The organism is Pseudomonas sp. B21-015, from assembly GCF_024749285.1.
Lineage (GTDB): Bacteria > Pseudomonadota > Gammaproteobacteria > Pseudomonadales > Pseudomonadaceae > Aquipseudomonas.
The window spans coordinates 1188534-1205378 of the sequence record NZ_CP087196.1 but is presented as its reverse complement, the minus strand read 5'-3'; the positions used below and the strand labels follow the sequence as shown (position 1 = coordinate 1205378).

Here is a 16845-nt window from a genome sequence, read left to right as displayed (position 1 = left end):
CCCCTGATACATTTCATCAATCGGCCTGACGACGCAGGAAAGCCGGGATGTCCAGGTAGTCCAGGTCATCTTGCGGGTTCATCTTCGCGGCAGTCGCAGCACCGGCCTGAGCCTGGTTGCGCATGACGGTCGGACGGTCCAGGTCACGGTAGTTCACCGCAGGCTGTTCCTGACGAACAGGGGCTTGTTGTTGTGGCTGGGAAGCCATCGAGGTGTGAACGGTATTGTCGATGACCTTCACAGGCTTCTCGATTTTAGCGCCAAGACCCGTGGCAACAACAGTCACATGCAGCTCGTCGCGCATGTCCGGATCGATAACGGTACCGACCTTGACCATCGCGTGCTCGGAAGCGAAGGCTTCGATGATGCTACCCACGTCGGAGTACTCACCCAGGGACAGGTCAGGACCGGCGGTGATGTTCACCAGGATGCCGCGTGCACCTTGCAGGTTCACGTCTTCGAGCAACGGGTTGCGAATGGCCGCTTCGGTGGCTTCGCGTGCACGGTTCGGACCGCTGGCGCAGCCAGTGCCCATCATCGCCATGCCCATTTCGCTCATCACGGTACGCACGTCGGCAAAGTCGACGTTGATCATGCCCGGACGCTTGATGATGTCGGAGATACCGCGAACGGCACCGGCCAATACATCGTCGGCCTTGGCGAAAGCCGACAAGAGGCTTGCGTCTTTACCCAGGATGGTCAGCAACTTCTCGTTGGGAATGGTGATCAACGAGTCAACGCTTTCGGACAGCAGACGAATACCTTCGTCGGCGATCTGCATGCGCTTGCGACCTTCGAACGGGAACGGACGGGTCACCACCGCAACGGTGAGAATCCCCATTTCCTTGGCCACTTCAGCAATGATTGGCGCAGCACCGGTACCGGTACCACCGCCCATGCCAGTGGTGATGAACACCATGTTGGTGCCCTGCAGGACTTCGGCAATGCGCTCACGGTCTTCCAGAGCGGCCTGACGACCCACTTCAGGGTTGGCGCCAGCGCCCAGACCTTTGGTCACGCCGGTACCCAGTTGCAGGATGGTCCGCGCGCCGATACTTTTCAGCGCCTGGGCATCAGTGTTGGCGCAGATGAACTCAACGCCTTCAATGTTGCTCTTGACCATGTGATTGACAGCATTGCCGCCGCCACCGCCAACACCGATAACTTTAATTACCGGGCTTGCGGGGATGTTGTCTACGAGTTCGAACATTTTCCCTCTCCTTACATTCTCTAGTTTTTTCGCCTACTGCTGTTTGAAGCGGTGTTGCGGTAAAGCTTTAGAAATTGCCTTGCACCCAGCTCTTGATGCGATCGAGCAGAGCGGCTTTCGGTTCTTCATTGCTGTAGCTGTCGCGGCTGCCGATGCCCGAGAACGAAATCCCGTCGGACTGCTTCTGCAGGCCGTACATCAACAGGCCAACGCCGGTGGAATAGATCGGGTTGCGGACCACGTCGTCCAGGCCCTTGACGCCATGGGGCACGCCCAGGCGAACCGGCATGTGGAAGATCTCCTCGGCCAGTTCAACCGCGCCTTCCATCTTCGACGTACCGCCGGTCAGCACGATGCCGGCCGGGATCAGGTCTTCGTAGCCGCTGCGACGCAATTCAGCCTGGATCAGGGTGAACAGCTCGTCGTAACGCGGCTCGACCACTTCGGCCAGGGCCTGACGGGACAGCTCGCGCGGTGGACGGTCGCCAACACTCGGCACCTTGATGGTTTCACCGGCGCCGGCCAGTTTGGCCAGGGCGCAGGCGTAGCGAATTTTGATTTCTTCGGCGTATTGGGTCGGGGTGCGCAACGCCATGGCGATGTCGTTGGTCACCTGATCGCCGGCAATCGGGATCACCGCGGTGTGACGGATCGCGCCTTCGGTGAAGATCGCGATGTCGGTGGTGCCGCCGCCGATGTCCACCAGGCACACGCCCAGCTCTTTCTCGTCGTCGGTCAGGACCGAATACGCGGACGCCAGCTGTTCGAGAATGATGTCGTCGATTTCCAGGCCGCAGCGACGCACGCATTTTTCAATGTTCTGCGCGGCGTTGACGGCACAGGTGACCACGTGAACCTTGGCTTCCAGACGCACGCCGGACATGCCCAGCGGCTCGCGAACGCCTTCCTGGTTATCGATCACATAATCCTGCGGCAGGGTGTGCAGCACGCGCTGGTCAGCCGGGATTGCCACGGCCTGGGCGGCGTCGAGGACGCGTTCAAGGTCGGCGGAGCTGACTTCGCGATCGCGGATCGCCACGATACCGTGGGAGTTCAGGCTGCGGATGTGATTGCCGGCCACGCCGACGAACGCCGAGTGGATCCGGCAACCGGCCATCAGCTGCGCTTCTTCGATAGCGCGCTGGATCGACTGGACGGTGGACTCGATGTTCACCACTACGCCTTTTTTCAGGCCGCGGGACGGATGGGTACCGATCCCGACGATTTCGAGCGTGCCATCGTCCGCGACCTCGCCTACCAGCGCCACCACCTTGGAGGTACCGATATCGAGACCGACGATCATTTTGCCGCTTTGCACGTTTGCCATGGGTCCTGCCTCTTCTTAATTCTTCGCGACAGCGGGTTGGGCTGTCGTGGGCGCTACAGGTTCCCGCCAGCCAACGGCGAGGCCGTTGGCGTAGCGCAGATCGATGCGCGCAATGTTCGTAATCTGCTCTTTGAGCGTCTTGTCATAGATGGCAATGAAGCGGCGCATCTTTTCCACCAGGTTGCCGCGTCCCAGCAGCAGTTCGATTCCCGGACCCGCGCTTCCGGCACCGGTGGTCAGGAACCAGCTGCCTCGTTCACGCAACTCCAGGCGTGCAATCGAGAAACCCAATGGCCTGAGCATCTGGCTCAGCACCTGGTATTGCTGCATCACTTGCTGCTGGGCCCGCTGCGGGCCGAACAACTGTGGCAAGTGTTCGTAGTTCGCCAGCTCGCGCGGGGTGAACGCCTGCCCCTGGTTGTTCAACAGCGACTCATCGCCCCAGCGGGCCACCGGCAGTTGTTCTTCCAGGCGAATCACTACTTGATCCGGCCATACCCTGCGCACTTCGGCGTGGGCAATCCATGGCATCTGTTCAAGCTCGGTACGCATGCTCTCCAGGTCAATGGTGAAGAAACTCGACGCCACGTAGGGGGCGATCCGCTGCTGCACCGCTTGCTGGCTGATGTAACTCAGGTCGCCCTGCACCGCGATCTTGGTGATCGGCCGGTCGGCGTACGGCAGCAAACGCTGCGCGCCTTCGTAAGTACCGAACCCCAACGCCACCAGCAGCACGGGCCAGAACAGACTTTTCAGAAAACCAAAGTTGGCTTTCGGCAGGCGCGCGGACATCGGCTCTTTGGCCACCATTCGGCTGGCACCCCGCGGCACCGGCTTGCGGCCGGGCGGTGCGGAGGGCTGATGTCTCAGCTGTGCGCCTTGCATGGTCTTACCCTCGCGGCTCAATGCTTGCGGCCAGAATCGCCAGAACCAGTTGCTGGAAATCCAGGCCGGCAGCCCGGGCCGCCATCGGCACCAGACTGTGATCGGTCATGCCCGGTGCGGTGTTGACTTCCAGGAACCAGAACTGCCCGTCGGCGTCCTGCATCACGTCTGCCCTGCCCCAACCGGCGATACCCAGCGCCTCACAGGCTTTGGCCGTGAGGTCCATGAGTTCTTTTTCTTTGTCGCTGTCCAGGCCACACGGAATCCGGTACTGGGTATCGGAGGCCACGTACTTGGCGTCGTAGTCGTAGAAACTGTGCGTCGTGCCCAGGGCAATCGGTGGCAGCACCTGGTCACGCAGGGTGGCGATGGTGAACTCCGGACCGTGAATCCATTGCTCGACCAACACTTGCGAATCGTAGGTACTGGCCGCTTTCCACGCCTCGATCAACTCGGGCGCGGACGTCACTTTGGCCATCCCGATACTGGAACCTTCATGGGCCGGTTTGACGATCAACGGGAAGCCCAGTTCCTTGGCCGCCGAAATACAATCGGCCTCGCAGCTCAGCACCGCGTGGCGTGGCGTCGGAATGCCGAGGCTGTGCCAGACTTGCTTGGTGCGCAGTTTGTCCATGGCCAGGGCCGAGGCCAGAATACCGCTGCCGGTGTACGGAATCCCTGCGCATTCGAGCAGGCCCTGCATGCTGCCGTCTTCACCGCCACGACCGTGGAGGATGATGAAGGCACGGTCGATTTTTTCGTTCAGCAGGCGCTGCAGCAGGTCATCGCCCACGTCAATACCGAACGCGTCCACGCCGGCGCTTTGCAGTGCTTCGAGCACCGCGTTACCCGATTTCAGGGACACTTCACGCTCGGCACTCTTGCCGCCAAACAGCACGGCAACGCGACCGAAATCTTTCGGCGCGACAGTGGAGACGAGGTTGGCGTAAGCAGCAGTCATTTCAACTTCCCCTCTACCGGCGCAGCAACGGCCCCGGCGAACAACGGACTGTTCAACAGTTTGGGTGCAAGGCCGCCGATATCACCGGCGCCCTGGCACAGCAGAATGTCGCCGGCACGCAGCAGCGGCTTGACGATCGGCGCGAGGTCGATGCCGCGCTCGATGTAGATCGGGTCGAGCTGACCGCGCTGGCGAATGCTGTTGCACAGCTTGCGGCTGTCGGCGCCCGGAATCGGCTCTTCACCGGCCGGATAGACTTCCATCAGCAGCAGCACGTTGGCGTCGGCCAGCACATTGACGAAATCGTCGTACAGGTCGCGGGTGCGGCTGTAACGGTGCGGCTGGTAGACCATCACCAGACGGCGCTCCGGCCAGCCACCGCGCACGGCCTTGATCACGGCCGCGACTTCGGTCGGGTGGTGACCGTAGTCGTCCACCAGCATCACGTTGCCACCTTCGACCGGCAGTTCGCCGTACACCTGGAAGCGCCGGCCAACACCCTGGAACCCGGACAGGCCCTGGACGATGGCTTCATCGCTGACGCCTTCGTCGGTGGCGATGCAAATGGTCGCCAACGCGTTCAGCACGTTGTGGTTACCCGGCATGTTCACCGACACATCCAGCGGCTCGCGGTCTGGGCGCAGCACGGTGAAGAAGGTCTGCATGCCCTGCTGACGCACATTGATGGCACGCACGTCGGCGTCTTCGCCGAAACCGTAAGTGACCGTCGGGCGCTTCACCAATGGCAGAATTTCACGCACCACCGGATCATCGAGGCACACCACCGCCAGACCGTAGAACGGCAGGTTGTGCAGGAACTCGACGAAGGTTTTCTTCAGTTTGTTGAAGTCACCGTCGTAGGTCGCCATGTGGTCGGCGTCGATGTTGGTGACCACGGCCACCAGCGGCTGCAAGTGCAGGAAACTGGCATCGCTTTCGTCGGCTTCGGCGATCAGATAACGGCTGGTGCCGAGCTGGGCATTGGTGCCCGCCGCATTCAGACGGCCACCGATCACGAACGTCGGGTCCAGGCCACCGGCGGCGAACACCGAAGCGATCAGGCTGGTGGTGGTGGTTTTGCCGTGGGTACCGGCGACGGCAATGCCGTGGCGGTAGCGCATCAGCTCGGCCAGCATCTCGGCACGCGGCACCACCGGAATCCGGCGCTCCAGGGCCGTGGCGACTTCCGGGTTGGAGGTGTTCACGGCGCTGGAGGTGACCAGCACATCGGCGTTCGCGGCGTTCTCGGCACGGTGGCCGATATAGATGTGGGCACCGAAGGATTCGAGACGCTCGGTCACCGGCGAAGCTTTCAGGTCGGAACCGGACACTTCATAGCCCAGGTTCAACAACACTTCGGCGATCCCGCACATGCCCACGCCGCCGATACCGACGAAGTGGATGCGACGGATGCGGCGCATTTCCGGTTGGGGCATGGCTTTCTTGTTCTCAACCATGGGCCACCTCCAGGCAGGTATCGACCACGTTACGGGTGGCATCGGGTTTGGCCAGGCGGCGTGCCGCGGTGGCCATGTCGTTGAGTCGTTGCGGTTGCATCAAGACCTCTGTCAGGCGAGCGGCAAGGTCCGCTGCGCCAGTCGTTCTTTGCGGCATCAGGAAGGCAGCGCCTTCACGGGCCAAATAATCGGCGTTGCGGGTCTGGTGATCGTCGATCGCGTGGGGCAAAGGCACCAGCATCGAGGGCAGACCGGCGGCCGCCAGTTCACTGATGGTCAGCGCGCCTGCGCGGCACACCACCAGGTCGGCCCAGCCATAGGCGTGGGCCATGTCTTTGATGAAAGGCTGCACTTGCGCCTCGACGCCAGCCGCGCGATAGCGCTCTGCAGTCACTTCATCGTGGTTTTTGCCGGCCTGATGAAACACGTCCGGGCGCAGGTCGGGGGCGACTTGCGACAAGGCTTCAGGCAGCAACTTGTTCAACGGCTCTGCGCCCAGGCTTCCACCCAGGATCAGCAAACGCGCCTTGCGACCGGCCAGGGCAGGTCGCGGTGTTTCGAGGAACAGCTCGGTGCGCACCGGGTTACCGGTGGTCCGACGGCTGTCCGACAGGGTAAAGGTGTCGGGGAACGCTTCACAGACTCGGGCGGCCAACGGCACCAGCAACCGATTGGCGGTACCGGCCACGGCGTTCTGCTCGTGAACGATGACCGGCACGCCGGCCAGTCTGGCTGCAACGCCACCGGGGCCGGTCACATAACCACCAAAGCCGACCACACAGACCGGCCGTAGCTGGCGAATGATCGCCCGGGCCTGCCAGATCGACTTGAACAACATGAACGGCGCCTTGAGCAGGGACAATTTGCCCTTGCCGCGCAAACCGCTGGCGTTGATCCGATGCAGCTCAAGACCGGCCGCCGGCACCAGATCGTTTTCGATCCCGCGGGGCGTGCCGAGCCAGTGCACGGTATAACCACGGGCCTGGAATTCGCGAGCACAGGCCAGTGCCGGGAACACGTGCCCTCCGGTACCGCCGGCCATGATCAATACATTAGCGCCCATGGCTCGGCTCCTCGGCGAAGTCGCTCTCATGGAATTCCATCTCTTCGCTGCCCAGGTGGGTTCGACTCTCCCACTCGATGCGCAATAACAAGCCGAGACACGCACCGCAGATCACCAACGAACTGCCGCCATAACTGAGGAACGGCAGGGTCAGACCTTTGGTTGGCAACAGGCCGACGTTCACCCCGATGTTGATCAGGAACTGGCCGATCCACAGGAACGACAGGCCGTACGCGATGTAGGCGGCGAAGAATTGCTTGGCCTTCTCTGCCCAATAACCGATGTACATGCCACGAATACAAACAAAGACGAACAACGCTACCGTGCACAAAGAACCCACGGCACCCAGCTCTTCGGCCAGGACCGAGAACACGAAGTCGGTGTGGGCTTCCGGCAGGTAGAACTGTTTCTGCACGCTGTTGCCCAGGCCAACGCCCAGCCATTCGCCGCGACCAAACGCGATCAACGCCTGAGACAACTGATAGCCAGCACCGAACTGGTCGGCCCACGGATCCGCAAAGTTGGTCAGGCGCGCCATTCGATACGGCTGCACTTGAATCAACAGCACCACCGCCGCGACCGCCAGGACAACCATCAAGGAAAAACGGAACAGCCCGACCCCGCCGAGGAACAGCATCGCCGCTGCGGCCCCCATCATCACGACGGTGGCACCGAAGTCCGGCTCCATCAGCAACAGCCCCGCCATCGGCAGCAGAACGATGAACGGCTTGAAGAAGCCCATCCAGCTTTCACGCACTTCTTTCTGGCGACGCACCAAATAACCGGCGAGGTAGATCACCACGAACACCTTGGCGATCTCGGAAGGCTGAACGTTGAAGAAACTGAAGCCGATCCAGCGCATCGAACCGTTCACTTCACGGCCGATCCCCGGGATGATCACCATCACCAGCAAACCGAACGCACCAATCAGCATCAGCCAGCCCAGGCGCTGCCAGGTGGCGATCGGAATCATCATCGTGACGATGCAGGCACCCAGGCCCAGCACAATGTAGATAAGGTGGCGAATCATGTAATACAGGGCACTGCCCGACTGCACCGCCGCCACTTCGGTCGAGGCCGATGCAATCATGACCAGCCCGAGGCCGATCAATGCCAGGCAGCCGGCGAGCATCGGGAAGTCGAGGTCGATACCGCGCCCGGTGATGATCGGCGACGGGTACGGCTTGATGATGTTTCTCAAGCTCATGCCAGATCCTCCACGGCGCGGACGAACTGGTGACCACGGTCTTCGTAGTTCTTGAACATGTCGAAACTGGCGCAGGCCGGCGACAGCAGCACCGCGTCGCCCTTTTCTGCGACGGCGCGGCATTGCTCGACGGCTTCAACCAGCGAACCCACGCGAATCAGTGGTACGGCATCGCCAATGGCCTCACCGATCTTGTCGGAATCACGCCCCATCAAAATGACGGCGCGGCAGTTGGCCGCCACCGGGTCACGCATATCCTTGAACTCTGCACCCTTGCCATCGCCACCGGCGATCAGTACGAGCTTGCCGCCAATGTCCGCGCCCAGGCCTTCGATAGCGGCTAGAGCGGCGCCGACGTTGGTGGCTTTGGAATCGTTGTAATAGCCTACGCCGTCCAGGTCACGCACCCATTGGCAGCGATGCTCGAGCCCGGCGAAATTGCGCAGGGCCGAAAGCATGGCGTCGAACGGCAGGCCGACGGCGTGGCCGAGCGCCAATGCCGCCAGCGCGTTGGACTGGTTATGCGCGCCACGAACTTTCAACTCGCGCACCGGCATCAGGTTCTGGAATTCGAAGGCCAGGTATTTCTCGCCGCCCTCTTCCCGGATACCAAAGGCTTTGAAATCGGGCTTGTTCAGACCGAAGGTCCAGCACGGTTGGCCTTCACCCATCAGCGGACGGCTCAGGGCGTCTTGACGGTTGACCACAAACTGCCTGGCGCCCCGGAAGATCCGGTGCTTGGCCAGGTGATAGGCCGGCAGACCGCTGTAGCGGTCCATGTGGTCTTCGCTGATGTTGAGCACGGTCGCCACTTCGGCGTTGAGTTGATCGGTGGTTTCGAGCTGGAAGCTCGACAGTTCCATCACGTACAACTCGACGTCATCGCTGAGCAAATCCAGCGCTGGCGTACCGAGATTACCGCCGACAGCGACACGCTTGCCGGCCGCAGCGGCCATCTCGCCGACCAGGGTGGTAACAGTGCTTTTCGCATTGGAGCCGCTGATGGCGACAATCGGCGCTTTCGCGTTGCGCGCGAACAGCTCGATGTCGCCGGACAATTTCACGCCACGGGCGGCGGCAGCCTGCAGGGCCGGGGTCGCCAACGCCAGGCCGGGGCTCACGTAGAGCTCGTCGGCACGGCACAGGAATTCGACGTCCAGCTCGCCACAACGCACTTCCACGTGCGGATAGTCACGCTTGAGCGTGGCCAGTTCCGGTGGATTTTCCCGCGTATCGGCGACAGCAAACGACACGCCCCGGTTCGCCAGGAAGCGAACCAGGGACATGCCGCTCTTGCCGAGGCCGACAACGATGCGGAAGTGGTCAGAAGCGATCAGAGACACTCGTTCTACCTCAGCTTCAGGGTGGCAAGGCCGATCAACACGAGAATCACGGTGATGATCCAGAAACGGACGATCACACGCGGCTCGGGCCAGCCCTTGAGTTCAAAGTGGTGGTGAATCGGCGCCATGCGGAACACACGGCGACCGGTCAGCTTAAAGGAGGCAACCTGAATGACGACTGACAGGGTTTCCATCACGAACACACCGCCCATGATGAACAGGACGATTTCCTGACGGACGATCACCGCGATGGTGCCAAGGGCCGCGCCCAGCGCCAGCGCGCCGACGTCGCCCATGAAGACTTGTGCCGGATAGGTGTTGAACCAGAGGAACCCCAGGCCCGCACCGATCAACGCACCGCAGAACACAATCAGCTCACCCGCGCCCGGTACGTAAGGAATCAGCAAGTATTCGGCGAACTTCACGTTACCCGACAGGTAGCAGAAGATCCCCAGGCCACCGCCAACCATCACGGTGGGCATGATCGCCAGACCGTCGAGGCCGTCGGTCAGGTTGACCGCGTTGCTCGAACCGACAATCACGAAATAGGTCAGGACGATGAAGCCTGCGCCCAGCGGAATGCTGTAGTCCTTGAGCATCGGCAGGATCAGGGTGGTTTCCACCGGCGTCGCGGCAGTCATGTAAAGGAAGATCGCCGCGCCCAGGCCGAACACCGACTGCCAGAAATACTTCCAGCGGCTCGGCAGGCCACGGGAGTTTTTCTCGATGACTTTGCGGTAATCGTCAACCCAGCCGATGGCGCCGAACAGCAGAGTCACCAACAACACGACCCAAACGTAACGATTGGCCAGGTCGGCCCAGAGCAAGGTGCTGACGCCAATGGAGGAAAGAATCAACGCGCCGCCCATGGTCGGGGTGCCCGACTTCGACAGGTGCGATTGCGGGCCATCGTTGCGAACGGATTGACCGATCTGACGGTTCTGCAGAGTGCGGATCATCCACGGGCCATAGCACAGCGACAAGACCAGCGCGGTCAGCACACCGAGGATCCCGCGCAGGGTCAGGTACTGAAAGACCGCGAAGCCTTTGTAGAACTGTTGCAGATACTCCGCTAGCAGCAGCAGCATTAATGTTTCTCCAGACTGGTCCCGCACAAAGCGGCAACGATGTTTTCCATCGCCGCGCTGCGCGAGCCCTTGATCAAAAAGGTGGTGTTTGTGTCCTGCTCGGCTTCCAGGGCCTTGATCAGTTCAGCCTGTGTGCTGAAGTGAAAGGCCTGCTCGCCGAAAGCGTTCACGGCGTGAGCCATCATTGGCCCGACGGCGTAAAGCGCGCAAACCTTGCCGCGGGCGTACTCGCCCACATCGTGGTGACCCTGCTCCGCCCACGCGCCCAACTCGCCGATATCTCCAAGCACCAAAACGGTGCGACCGGAAAAGCCGGCGAGTATATCAACGGCGGCACACATTGAGGTGGGGTTTGCGTTGTACGTATCGTCGATAACACGCATGCCGTTGGTCGCCAGTTGCGCGACAGTGCGCCCCTTGACCGGTTGCACCGCGCCAAGGCCGGTGGCGATGCCGAACAGCGATACGCCCAAGGCATGGGCGGCGGCAGCGGCGGCCATGGCATTGGCGACGTTGTGGGTGCCGAGCAGGTTCAGTTGAACCCGTTCCACACCTTCAGGGCTGTGCAGGTTGAACGCCGGGCAACCGCGGGCGTCGCGGTCCAGATCGCTGGCATGGAAGTCGGCGTTGACGTTGCTCAAGGCAAAGGTCAGCACTTTGCGACCGGCGGCACGGGTCTTCCAGATATCGAAGGCCTTGTCGTCGAGATTCAGCACGGCGACGCCATCGGCATCCAGCCCTTCGAGAATCTCGCCCTTGGCTTCAACGATTTTTTCCGGCCCGCCGAACTCGCCAACATGGGCGGTCCCGGCGTTGTTGATGATGGCCACGTGGGGCTTGGTCATGGCGACGGTGTAAGCGATTTCACCGATGCGCGAAGCGCCGAGTTCGATCACTGCCGCGGTGTGCTCCGGCGCCAGTTCGAGCAAGGTCAGCGGAGCGCCGAGGTCATTGTTCAGGTTGCCACGGGTCGCCAGCACCGGACCGCGCGTGCGCAGGATGCTCGCCAGCATTTCCTTGACCGTGGTCTTGCCGCTGGAACCGGTAATGGCCGCGACCGGTTGAGTGAACGCAGCACGGTTGATCGCGCCCAATTGGCCGAGGGCCTGGCGGGTGTCCTTGACCAGCAGTTGCGGCAGCGCGCTGTCGGCAACTTCGCGCTCGACCAAGGCACCCACGGCGCCTTTGGCGGCGACGTCATTCAAGTAGTCATGACCATCGAAACGCGGCCCGGCCAGAGCAACAAACAGTTGTCCCGGCTTGATCGCGCGGCTGTCGATGCTGACGCCGTCGAAGCTGGCGTCGCTGGAGATCAGGCGGGCATTCAGCGCGCCAGTCAGTTCGCTCAGTTTCAAGGCTTTAAGCATGGGCCACCTCCCACGCGGTCAGGGCATGATCGGCCTCGACCAGATCGGAGAAAGCGTGGCGCTCGCCGTTGATTTCCTGATAATCCTCATGACCTTTACCGGCCAGGACAATCACGTCATCCGCCGAAGCGCTGGCGATCAACTGGGCAATCGCCTGGCCACGGCCGGCGACGAAGGTGACTTTATCCACAGCGGTGAAACCGGCGCGGATGTCGTCGAAAATCACGGAGGGGTCTTCGGCGCGCGGATTGTCATCGGTGACCAGTACGCCATCGGCCAGACGCTCGACCACTTCCGCCATCAACGGACGCTTGCCGCGATCGCGATCGCCGCCGCAACCGAACAGGCACAGCAACCGGCCTTTGGCGTGAGGACGCAGGGCCGTCAAGACTTTTTCCAGCGCATCCGGCGTGTGGGCGTAATCGACCACCACCAATGGCTGAGTACCGCCACCCAGACGCTGCATGCGCCCGGCCGGACCTTCGAGCTTCGGCAGCACTTTGAGGATTTCGTCCAGCGCATAATCCAGACCGAGCAAGGCGCCGACTGCGGCCAACACGTTGCTCAGGTTGAAACGACCGAGCAAGGTGCTGCGCAAATGGTGCTCGCCTTGCGGCGTGACCAACGTGGCGCGCACGCCTTCATCGTCGAACTGCGCTTCGCGGCAATACAGGTAGGCGCTGGAATCTTCCAGGCTGTAGGTGATCAGCCGCGACTCGCCTTTATCGGCAGCCAGTTGCCGACCGAAATCGTCGTCGAGGTTGACCACCCGGCACTTCAGATCATTCCAGGCAAACAACTTGGCCTTGGCTTCGCCATAGGCCTGCATGGTGCCGTGGTAATCCAGATGATCGCGCGACAGGTTGGTCATTACCGCCACATCGAAGGCCAACGCCGTCACGCGGCCCTGATCCAGCCCATGAGAAGACACTTCCATGGCCACGGCTTTGGCGCCGGCCTTTTTCAGGTCGGCGAGGGTCGCTTGCATCGCAATCGGGTTCGGCGTGGTGTGCAGGCCGCTTTCCAGTGCGCCGTAGAAACCGGAGCCCAGGGTACCGACAATGCCGCAGTGTTGACCGAGCAGGTCGAGCGCTTGCGCGACCAATTGGGTCACGCTGGTTTTACCGTTGGTGCCGGTCACGCCGATCAGGTTCAAATGACGGCTCGGGTCGCCATAAAAGCGCCCGGCGATGTCCGACAGTTGCGCCGCCAGGCCTTTGACCGGAATCAACGGCACGTCGGTAATCGGCAGCACGGTCGCGCCTTCGACTTCATAAGCCACGGCGGCAGCGCCACGCTGCAAGGCGTCGGCAATGTGCGTACGCCCGTCAAACTTGCCGCCAGGGACCGCAAGGAACAAATCGCCTGCCCGCACGTTGCGGCTGTCCAGCGCCAATTCGCGGATCAATAGATCATGGCCGGCATGGGCAAAAATCTTGTTCAGGCTCAGCGACATCAGCCGCGCCCTCCATTAGCTTTCAGCGGAACAACCGGTGCGGCGTTCGCTTGTTGAGTGGCTGGCAGGTTGTCCGGGGTGACGTTCATCAGGCGCAGAGTCCCGGACATCACTTTGCTGAACACCGGCGCCGATACCAGACCACCGAAGTAACCGGCCTTGGTCGGCTCATCGATCACCACCACGATCGCGTAACGCGGATCGCTCATCGGGCCAAAACCGGCGAACAGCGAGCGGTAGGAGTTCTCGGCGTAGCCTTTGGTTCCGACCGACGTTTTACGCGCAGTACCCGACTTGCCACCCACGTGATACGCCGGCACCTGCGCACGGAATACACCGCGCGGGGCTTCGATCACTTGTTGCAGCATGGTTTGCATGGTTTTCGCGACCGCTTCCGGCAACACTTGAGTGGTTTGCGGCGCCTTGTCGGTTTTGATCAGGGTCAGCGGCGCGAGACGACCGTTGTTGGCCAGGGCCGAGAAGGCGTGGACCAACTGAATCGCGGTCACGGAAATACCGTAGCCATAGGACAGCGTCGCGGTTTCAGCCTTGCGCCATTCGCGGTAGTTCGGCAGGTTGCCGACGCGCTCACCCGGGAAGCCCAGGCCGGTGTCCTGACCGAGGCCGACTTTCTGCGCCAGGCGGAAAATCGTTTCGCCGCCGATATCGAACGCGACCTTACTCATGCCGACGTTACTGGAATTGATCAGGATACCGGTCAGGTCGAGTACCGGGCCTTCACTCTTGGATACGTCCTTGATGGTGTACTTACCAATCTGCAAGGTGCCTGGATACACCTCGACAGTATCGGTCGGCTTCCAGCGCCCGGTTTCAATCGCGGCGCTCATGGAAATCGCTTTCATGGTCGAACCCGGCTCGAACACGTCGATCATCGCGCGGTTACGCATCATCGCCGGCTGCAGGTTGCGACGGTTGTTCGGGTTGTAGGTCGGCTGGTTGACCATGGCCAGGATCTCGCCGGTCTTCACGTCCATGATCACCAGGCTGCCGGCCTTGGCGCCATTCTCGATGATCGCGTTGCGCAGTTCACGGTTGGCCAGGTATTGCAGACGCAGGTCAATGGACAACGCCAAGGGCTTGCCGGCCTTGGCGTTTTTGGTGACCTGGACATCTTTGATCAGCCGGCCGCGCCGGTCCTTGATCACCTGTCGCTTGCCGGGCACGCCGGCCAGCCATTCGTCGTAGGCCAGCTCGACGCCTTCGCGTCCGTGGTCATCGATGTCGGTAAAGCCGACCATGTGGGCAGTGACTTCGCCGGCCGGGTAGAAACGCCGAAACTCTTCGATGCCATAAACGCCCGGCACTTTCAGATCGAGCACAGCCTGGCCTTGCTCGGGGGTCAGCCCGCGCACCAGATAAATGAATTCTTTGTTGGCCTGGGCTTCGAGACGTTCGGCCAGGGCTTTCGGGTCCTGCCCCAAGGCAGCCGCCAGTGCCGGCCACTTCTCTTTGGCCGTTTGCATTTCCTTGGCGTTGGCCCACAGGGTGGTGACCGGGGTACTCACGGCCAACGGCTCGCCGTTACGGTCGGTGATCAGACCACGGTGAGCCGGAATCGGAATATGACGAACACTGCGCGCATCGCCCTGACCTTTAAGGAAGGCACGGTCGACCACTTGTAAATCGATGATGCGCCAGGCAATCGCCGCCACCATGATGCCGAGCAACCCCACCACCAGACGGAACCGCCATGGGAAGAGCGCGCCTTCGAGTTTCATCATGGCGCCACCATCTGCACTTCAGCGGCGCCGGGAATGCGCATCTTCAGTTGCTCGGTGGCCAGGACTTCGATACGGCTATGGGCGGTCCAGGTGCTCTGCTCAAGAATCAGCCGGCCCCACTCGGCCTGCGCCTTGTCGCGCACGCTCAATTCGTTGTACAGCGAATTCAACAGCTGACGGTTCCAGTGCGCGCTATAGGACACGCCGATGGCCGACACGAGCACGCCGATAAATAGCAGCAGCATGAAAAAGCTTCCGCCGGGAAGTGGTTTGGCGAAAAGCTTGCTCACCGCAGTTTCTCCGCGACGCGCATGACGGCGCTACGGGAACGTGGGTTGGCTTTGAGTTCGGCCTCGGAGGCGGACTGCGCTTTGCCATGAATTTTGATGATCGGTTCGAAAGCGACGTGACGGACCGGCAGGTTGCGCGGCAGGTTGTCGGCTTCGCCTTTCACCAGTTTGCGCATGAACAGTTTGACGATGCGGTCTTCCAGCGAGTGGAAGCTGATGACAACCAGACGGCCGCCCACCTCCAGGCACTCCAGCGCGGCTTCGAGGCCGGTTTCCAGATCGCCCAGTTCGTTGTTGACGTGAATACGCAGCCCCTGGAACGCACGGGTGGCCGGGTTCTTGCCCTTTTCCCAGGCAGGGTTGGCGACTTTCAAAACTTCAGCCAGGTCGGCGGTGCGCTCGAACGGCTTGATGTCGCGACGCTCGGCCACGGCACGCGCCATGCGGCCGGAGAAACGCTCTTCGCCGTATTCCTTGAATACCCGGGCGATTTCTTCCACCGGCGCGGTATTGACGAACTCGGCGGCGCTGATCCCGCGTGACGGGTCCATGCGCATGTCCAACGGACCGTCGTTGAGGAAACTGAAGCCGCGCTCCGGGTCGTCGAGCTGCGGCGAAGACACGCCGAGGTCAAGCAGAATGCCGCTGACCTTGCCGGCCAGACCGCGTTCGGCGACTTCCGAACCGAGCTCGGCAAAGCTGCGCTGCACAACGACAAAGCGGCCGTCTTCGGCCGCTAGCGTTTGCCCGGTGGCAATCGCTTGAGGATCTTTGTCGAATCCGAGCAACCGACCATCGGGACCGAGCTTGCTGAGGATCAACCGGCTGTGCCCACCGCGACCGAACGTACCGTCCAGATAGCAGCCATCAGGACGTACGGCGAGAGCCTCGACAGCTTCGTCAAGCAGTACGGTGATGTGGTTAAAGCCGCTATCAATAGTCACAGGATCAAATCACGCAGTTCATCAGGCATGGCGCCCGGTTGTTGAATAGCAGCCAGGTCAGCGGCAGAAACCGCGTTCCAGGCATCCTCGTCCCACAATTGGAACTTGTTCAGTTGGCCTACCAACATCGCGCGCTTATCCAACTTGGCATATTCGCGAAGACGCGGCGGAACCAGAAAACGACCACTGCCATCGAGCTCGAGGTCGACGGCGTTACCAATCAGTAAACGTTGCAGGCGGCGGTTTTCTTCGCGAAGCGAAGGCAGTGCGCGCAGTTTGGTTTCAATAATTTCCCACTCATCGAGGGGATAAACACACAAACACGGATCAACGGCATCAATGGTGACGATTAATTGACCGGAACTACGCGAAACGAGCTCGTCACGGTACCGGCTCGGCATGGCGAGACGGCCCTTTGCATCGAGACTGATAGCGTTAGCTCCGCGAAACACGTCAGCGTTTCTCCAAATATTAGCGTTTTGCGCTCAAAAAACCCACTTCATGC

At 61.4% G+C, this 16845-nt stretch carries 15 protein-coding genes; all 15 read right to left on the bottom strand.

The annotated features are described in order from the left end of the window. Positions 1 to 16: 16 nt before the first annotated feature. Positions 17 to 1210 carry a cell division protein FtsZ gene (gene ftsZ, locus LOY38_RS05565; protein ID WP_007904318.1) on the bottom strand — a complete coding sequence of 398 codons (1194 nt, stop codon included), beginning with the start codon at positions 1208 to 1210 and terminating at the stop codon, positions 17 to 19. Between the two features lie 67 nt (positions 1211 to 1277). Beyond that, positions 1278 to 2537, bottom strand: a complete 1260-nt coding sequence (gene ftsA / locus LOY38_RS05560; RefSeq protein WP_258699151.1) for a cell division protein FtsA — start codon at positions 2535 to 2537, stop codon at positions 1278 to 1280. A 15-nt stretch (positions 2538 to 2552) separates the two neighbouring features. Then, positions 2553 to 3422, bottom strand: coding sequence for a cell division protein FtsQ/DivIB (locus LOY38_RS05555; protein ID WP_258699150.1), 870 nt, complete (start codon positions 3420 to 3422; stop codon positions 2553 to 2555). A gap of 4 nt (positions 3423 to 3426) precedes the next feature. After that, positions 3427 to 4383 (bottom strand): D-alanine--D-alanine ligase, encoded by a 957-nt coding sequence (locus tag LOY38_RS05550; protein ID WP_258699149.1) that lies wholly within the window; start codon positions 4381 to 4383, stop codon positions 3427 to 3429. Beyond that, positions 4380 to 5840 carry a UDP-N-acetylmuramate--L-alanine ligase gene (murC, locus tag LOY38_RS05545; RefSeq protein ID WP_258699148.1) on the bottom strand — a complete coding sequence of 487 codons (1461 nt, stop codon included), beginning with the start codon at positions 5838 to 5840 and terminating at the stop codon, positions 4380 to 4382. The genes LOY38_RS05550 and murC overlap by 4 nt, the downstream gene beginning before the upstream one ends. Beyond that, positions 5833 to 6903: an undecaprenyldiphospho-muramoylpentapeptide beta-N-acetylglucosaminyltransferase gene (murG, locus tag LOY38_RS05540; protein WP_258699147.1), complete on the bottom strand. Its 1071-nt coding sequence runs from the start codon at positions 6901 to 6903 to the stop codon at positions 5833 to 5835. Before murG ends, murC begins: the two co-directional genes overlap by 8 nt. Continuing rightward, positions 6893 to 8110, bottom strand: a complete 1218-nt coding sequence (ftsW, locus tag LOY38_RS05535; RefSeq protein ID WP_408980563.1) for a putative lipid II flippase FtsW — start codon at positions 8108 to 8110, stop codon at positions 6893 to 6895. Before ftsW ends, murG begins: the two co-directional genes overlap by 11 nt. After that, positions 8107 to 9453 carry a UDP-N-acetylmuramoyl-L-alanine--D-glutamate ligase gene (murD, locus tag LOY38_RS05530; RefSeq protein WP_258699146.1) on the bottom strand — a complete coding sequence of 449 codons (1347 nt, stop codon included), beginning with the start codon at positions 9451 to 9453 and terminating at the stop codon, positions 8107 to 8109. Before murD ends, ftsW begins: the two co-directional genes overlap by 4 nt. A gap of 5 nt (positions 9454 to 9458) precedes the next feature. Next, positions 9459 to 10541 carry a phospho-N-acetylmuramoyl-pentapeptide-transferase gene (gene mraY / locus LOY38_RS05525; RefSeq protein ID WP_007939841.1) on the bottom strand — a complete coding sequence of 361 codons (1083 nt, stop codon included), beginning with the start codon at positions 10539 to 10541 and terminating at the stop codon, positions 9459 to 9461. Next, entirely contained in the window at positions 10541 to 11908 is a 1368-nt protein-coding gene (gene murF, locus LOY38_RS05520) for a UDP-N-acetylmuramoyl-tripeptide--D-alanyl-D-alanine ligase (protein ID WP_258699145.1), read from the bottom strand. The genes mraY and murF overlap by 1 nt, the downstream gene beginning before the upstream one ends. After that, positions 11901 to 13364 carry a UDP-N-acetylmuramoyl-L-alanyl-D-glutamate--2,6-diaminopimelate ligase gene (locus LOY38_RS05515; protein WP_258699144.1) on the bottom strand — a complete coding sequence of 488 codons (1464 nt, stop codon included), beginning with the start codon at positions 13362 to 13364 and terminating at the stop codon, positions 11901 to 11903. Before LOY38_RS05515 ends, murF begins: the two co-directional genes overlap by 8 nt. Then, positions 13364 to 15103, bottom strand: a complete 1740-nt coding sequence (locus LOY38_RS05510) for a penicillin-binding protein 2 (protein WP_187326384.1) — start codon at positions 15101 to 15103, stop codon at positions 13364 to 13366. Before LOY38_RS05510 ends, LOY38_RS05515 begins: the two co-directional genes overlap by 1 nt. Next, complete coding sequence (gene ftsL / locus LOY38_RS05505; protein WP_003205353.1) at positions 15103 to 15396, bottom strand: cell division protein FtsL; 294 nt, start codon at positions 15394 to 15396, stop codon at positions 15103 to 15105. The genes LOY38_RS05510 and ftsL overlap by 1 nt, the downstream gene beginning before the upstream one ends. After that, complete coding sequence (rsmH, locus tag LOY38_RS05500) at positions 15393 to 16340, bottom strand: 16S rRNA (cytosine(1402)-N(4))-methyltransferase RsmH (RefSeq protein WP_408980562.1); 948 nt, start codon at positions 16338 to 16340, stop codon at positions 15393 to 15395. Before rsmH ends, ftsL begins: the two co-directional genes overlap by 4 nt. Then, positions 16337 to 16792 (bottom strand): division/cell wall cluster transcriptional repressor MraZ, encoded by a 456-nt coding sequence (mraZ, locus tag LOY38_RS05495; protein ID WP_003205355.1) that lies wholly within the window; start codon positions 16790 to 16792, stop codon positions 16337 to 16339. Before mraZ ends, rsmH begins: the two co-directional genes overlap by 4 nt. Positions 16793 to 16845: the final 53 nt, after the last annotated feature.

What these genes read in the sequence shown, in the direction of transcription:
- ftsZ (WP_007904318.1), bottom strand. Translation starts at nt 1,210, where the DNA reads ATGTTCGAACTCGTAGACAACATCCCCGCAAGCCCGGTAATTAAAGTT.
- ftsA (WP_258699151.1), bottom strand. Translation starts at nt 2,537, where the DNA reads ATGGCAAACGTGCAAAGCGGCAAAATGATCGTCGGTCTCGATATCGGT.
- LOY38_RS05555 (WP_258699150.1), bottom strand. Translation starts at nt 3,422, where the DNA reads ATGCAAGGCGCACAGCTGAGACATCAGCCCTCCGCACCGCCCGGCCGC.
- LOY38_RS05550 (WP_258699149.1), bottom strand. Translation starts at nt 4,383, where the DNA reads ATGACTGCTGCTTACGCCAACCTCGTCTCCACTGTCGCGCCGAAAGAT.
- murC (WP_258699148.1), bottom strand. Translation starts at nt 5,840, where the DNA reads ATGGTTGAGAACAAGAAAGCCATGCCCCAACCGGAAATGCGCCGCATC.
- murG (WP_258699147.1), bottom strand. Translation starts at nt 6,903, where the DNA reads ATGGGCGCTAATGTATTGATCATGGCCGGCGGTACCGGAGGGCACGTG.
- ftsW (WP_408980563.1), bottom strand. Translation starts at nt 8,110, where the DNA reads ATGAGCTTGAGAAACATCATCAAGCCGTACCCGTCGCCGATCATCACC.
- mraY (WP_007939841.1), bottom strand. Translation starts at nt 10,541, where the DNA reads ATGCTGCTGCTGCTAGCGGAGTATCTGCAACAGTTCTACAAAGGCTTC.
- murF (WP_258699145.1), bottom strand. Translation starts at nt 11,908, where the DNA reads ATGCTTAAAGCCTTGAAACTGAGCGAACTGACTGGCGCGCTGAATGCC.
- LOY38_RS05515 (WP_258699144.1), bottom strand. Translation starts at nt 13,364, where the DNA reads ATGTCGCTGAGCCTGAACAAGATTTTTGCCCATGCCGGCCATGATCTA.
- LOY38_RS05510 (WP_187326384.1), bottom strand. Translation starts at nt 15,103, where the DNA reads ATGAAACTCGAAGGCGCGCTCTTCCCATGGCGGTTCCGTCTGGTGGTG.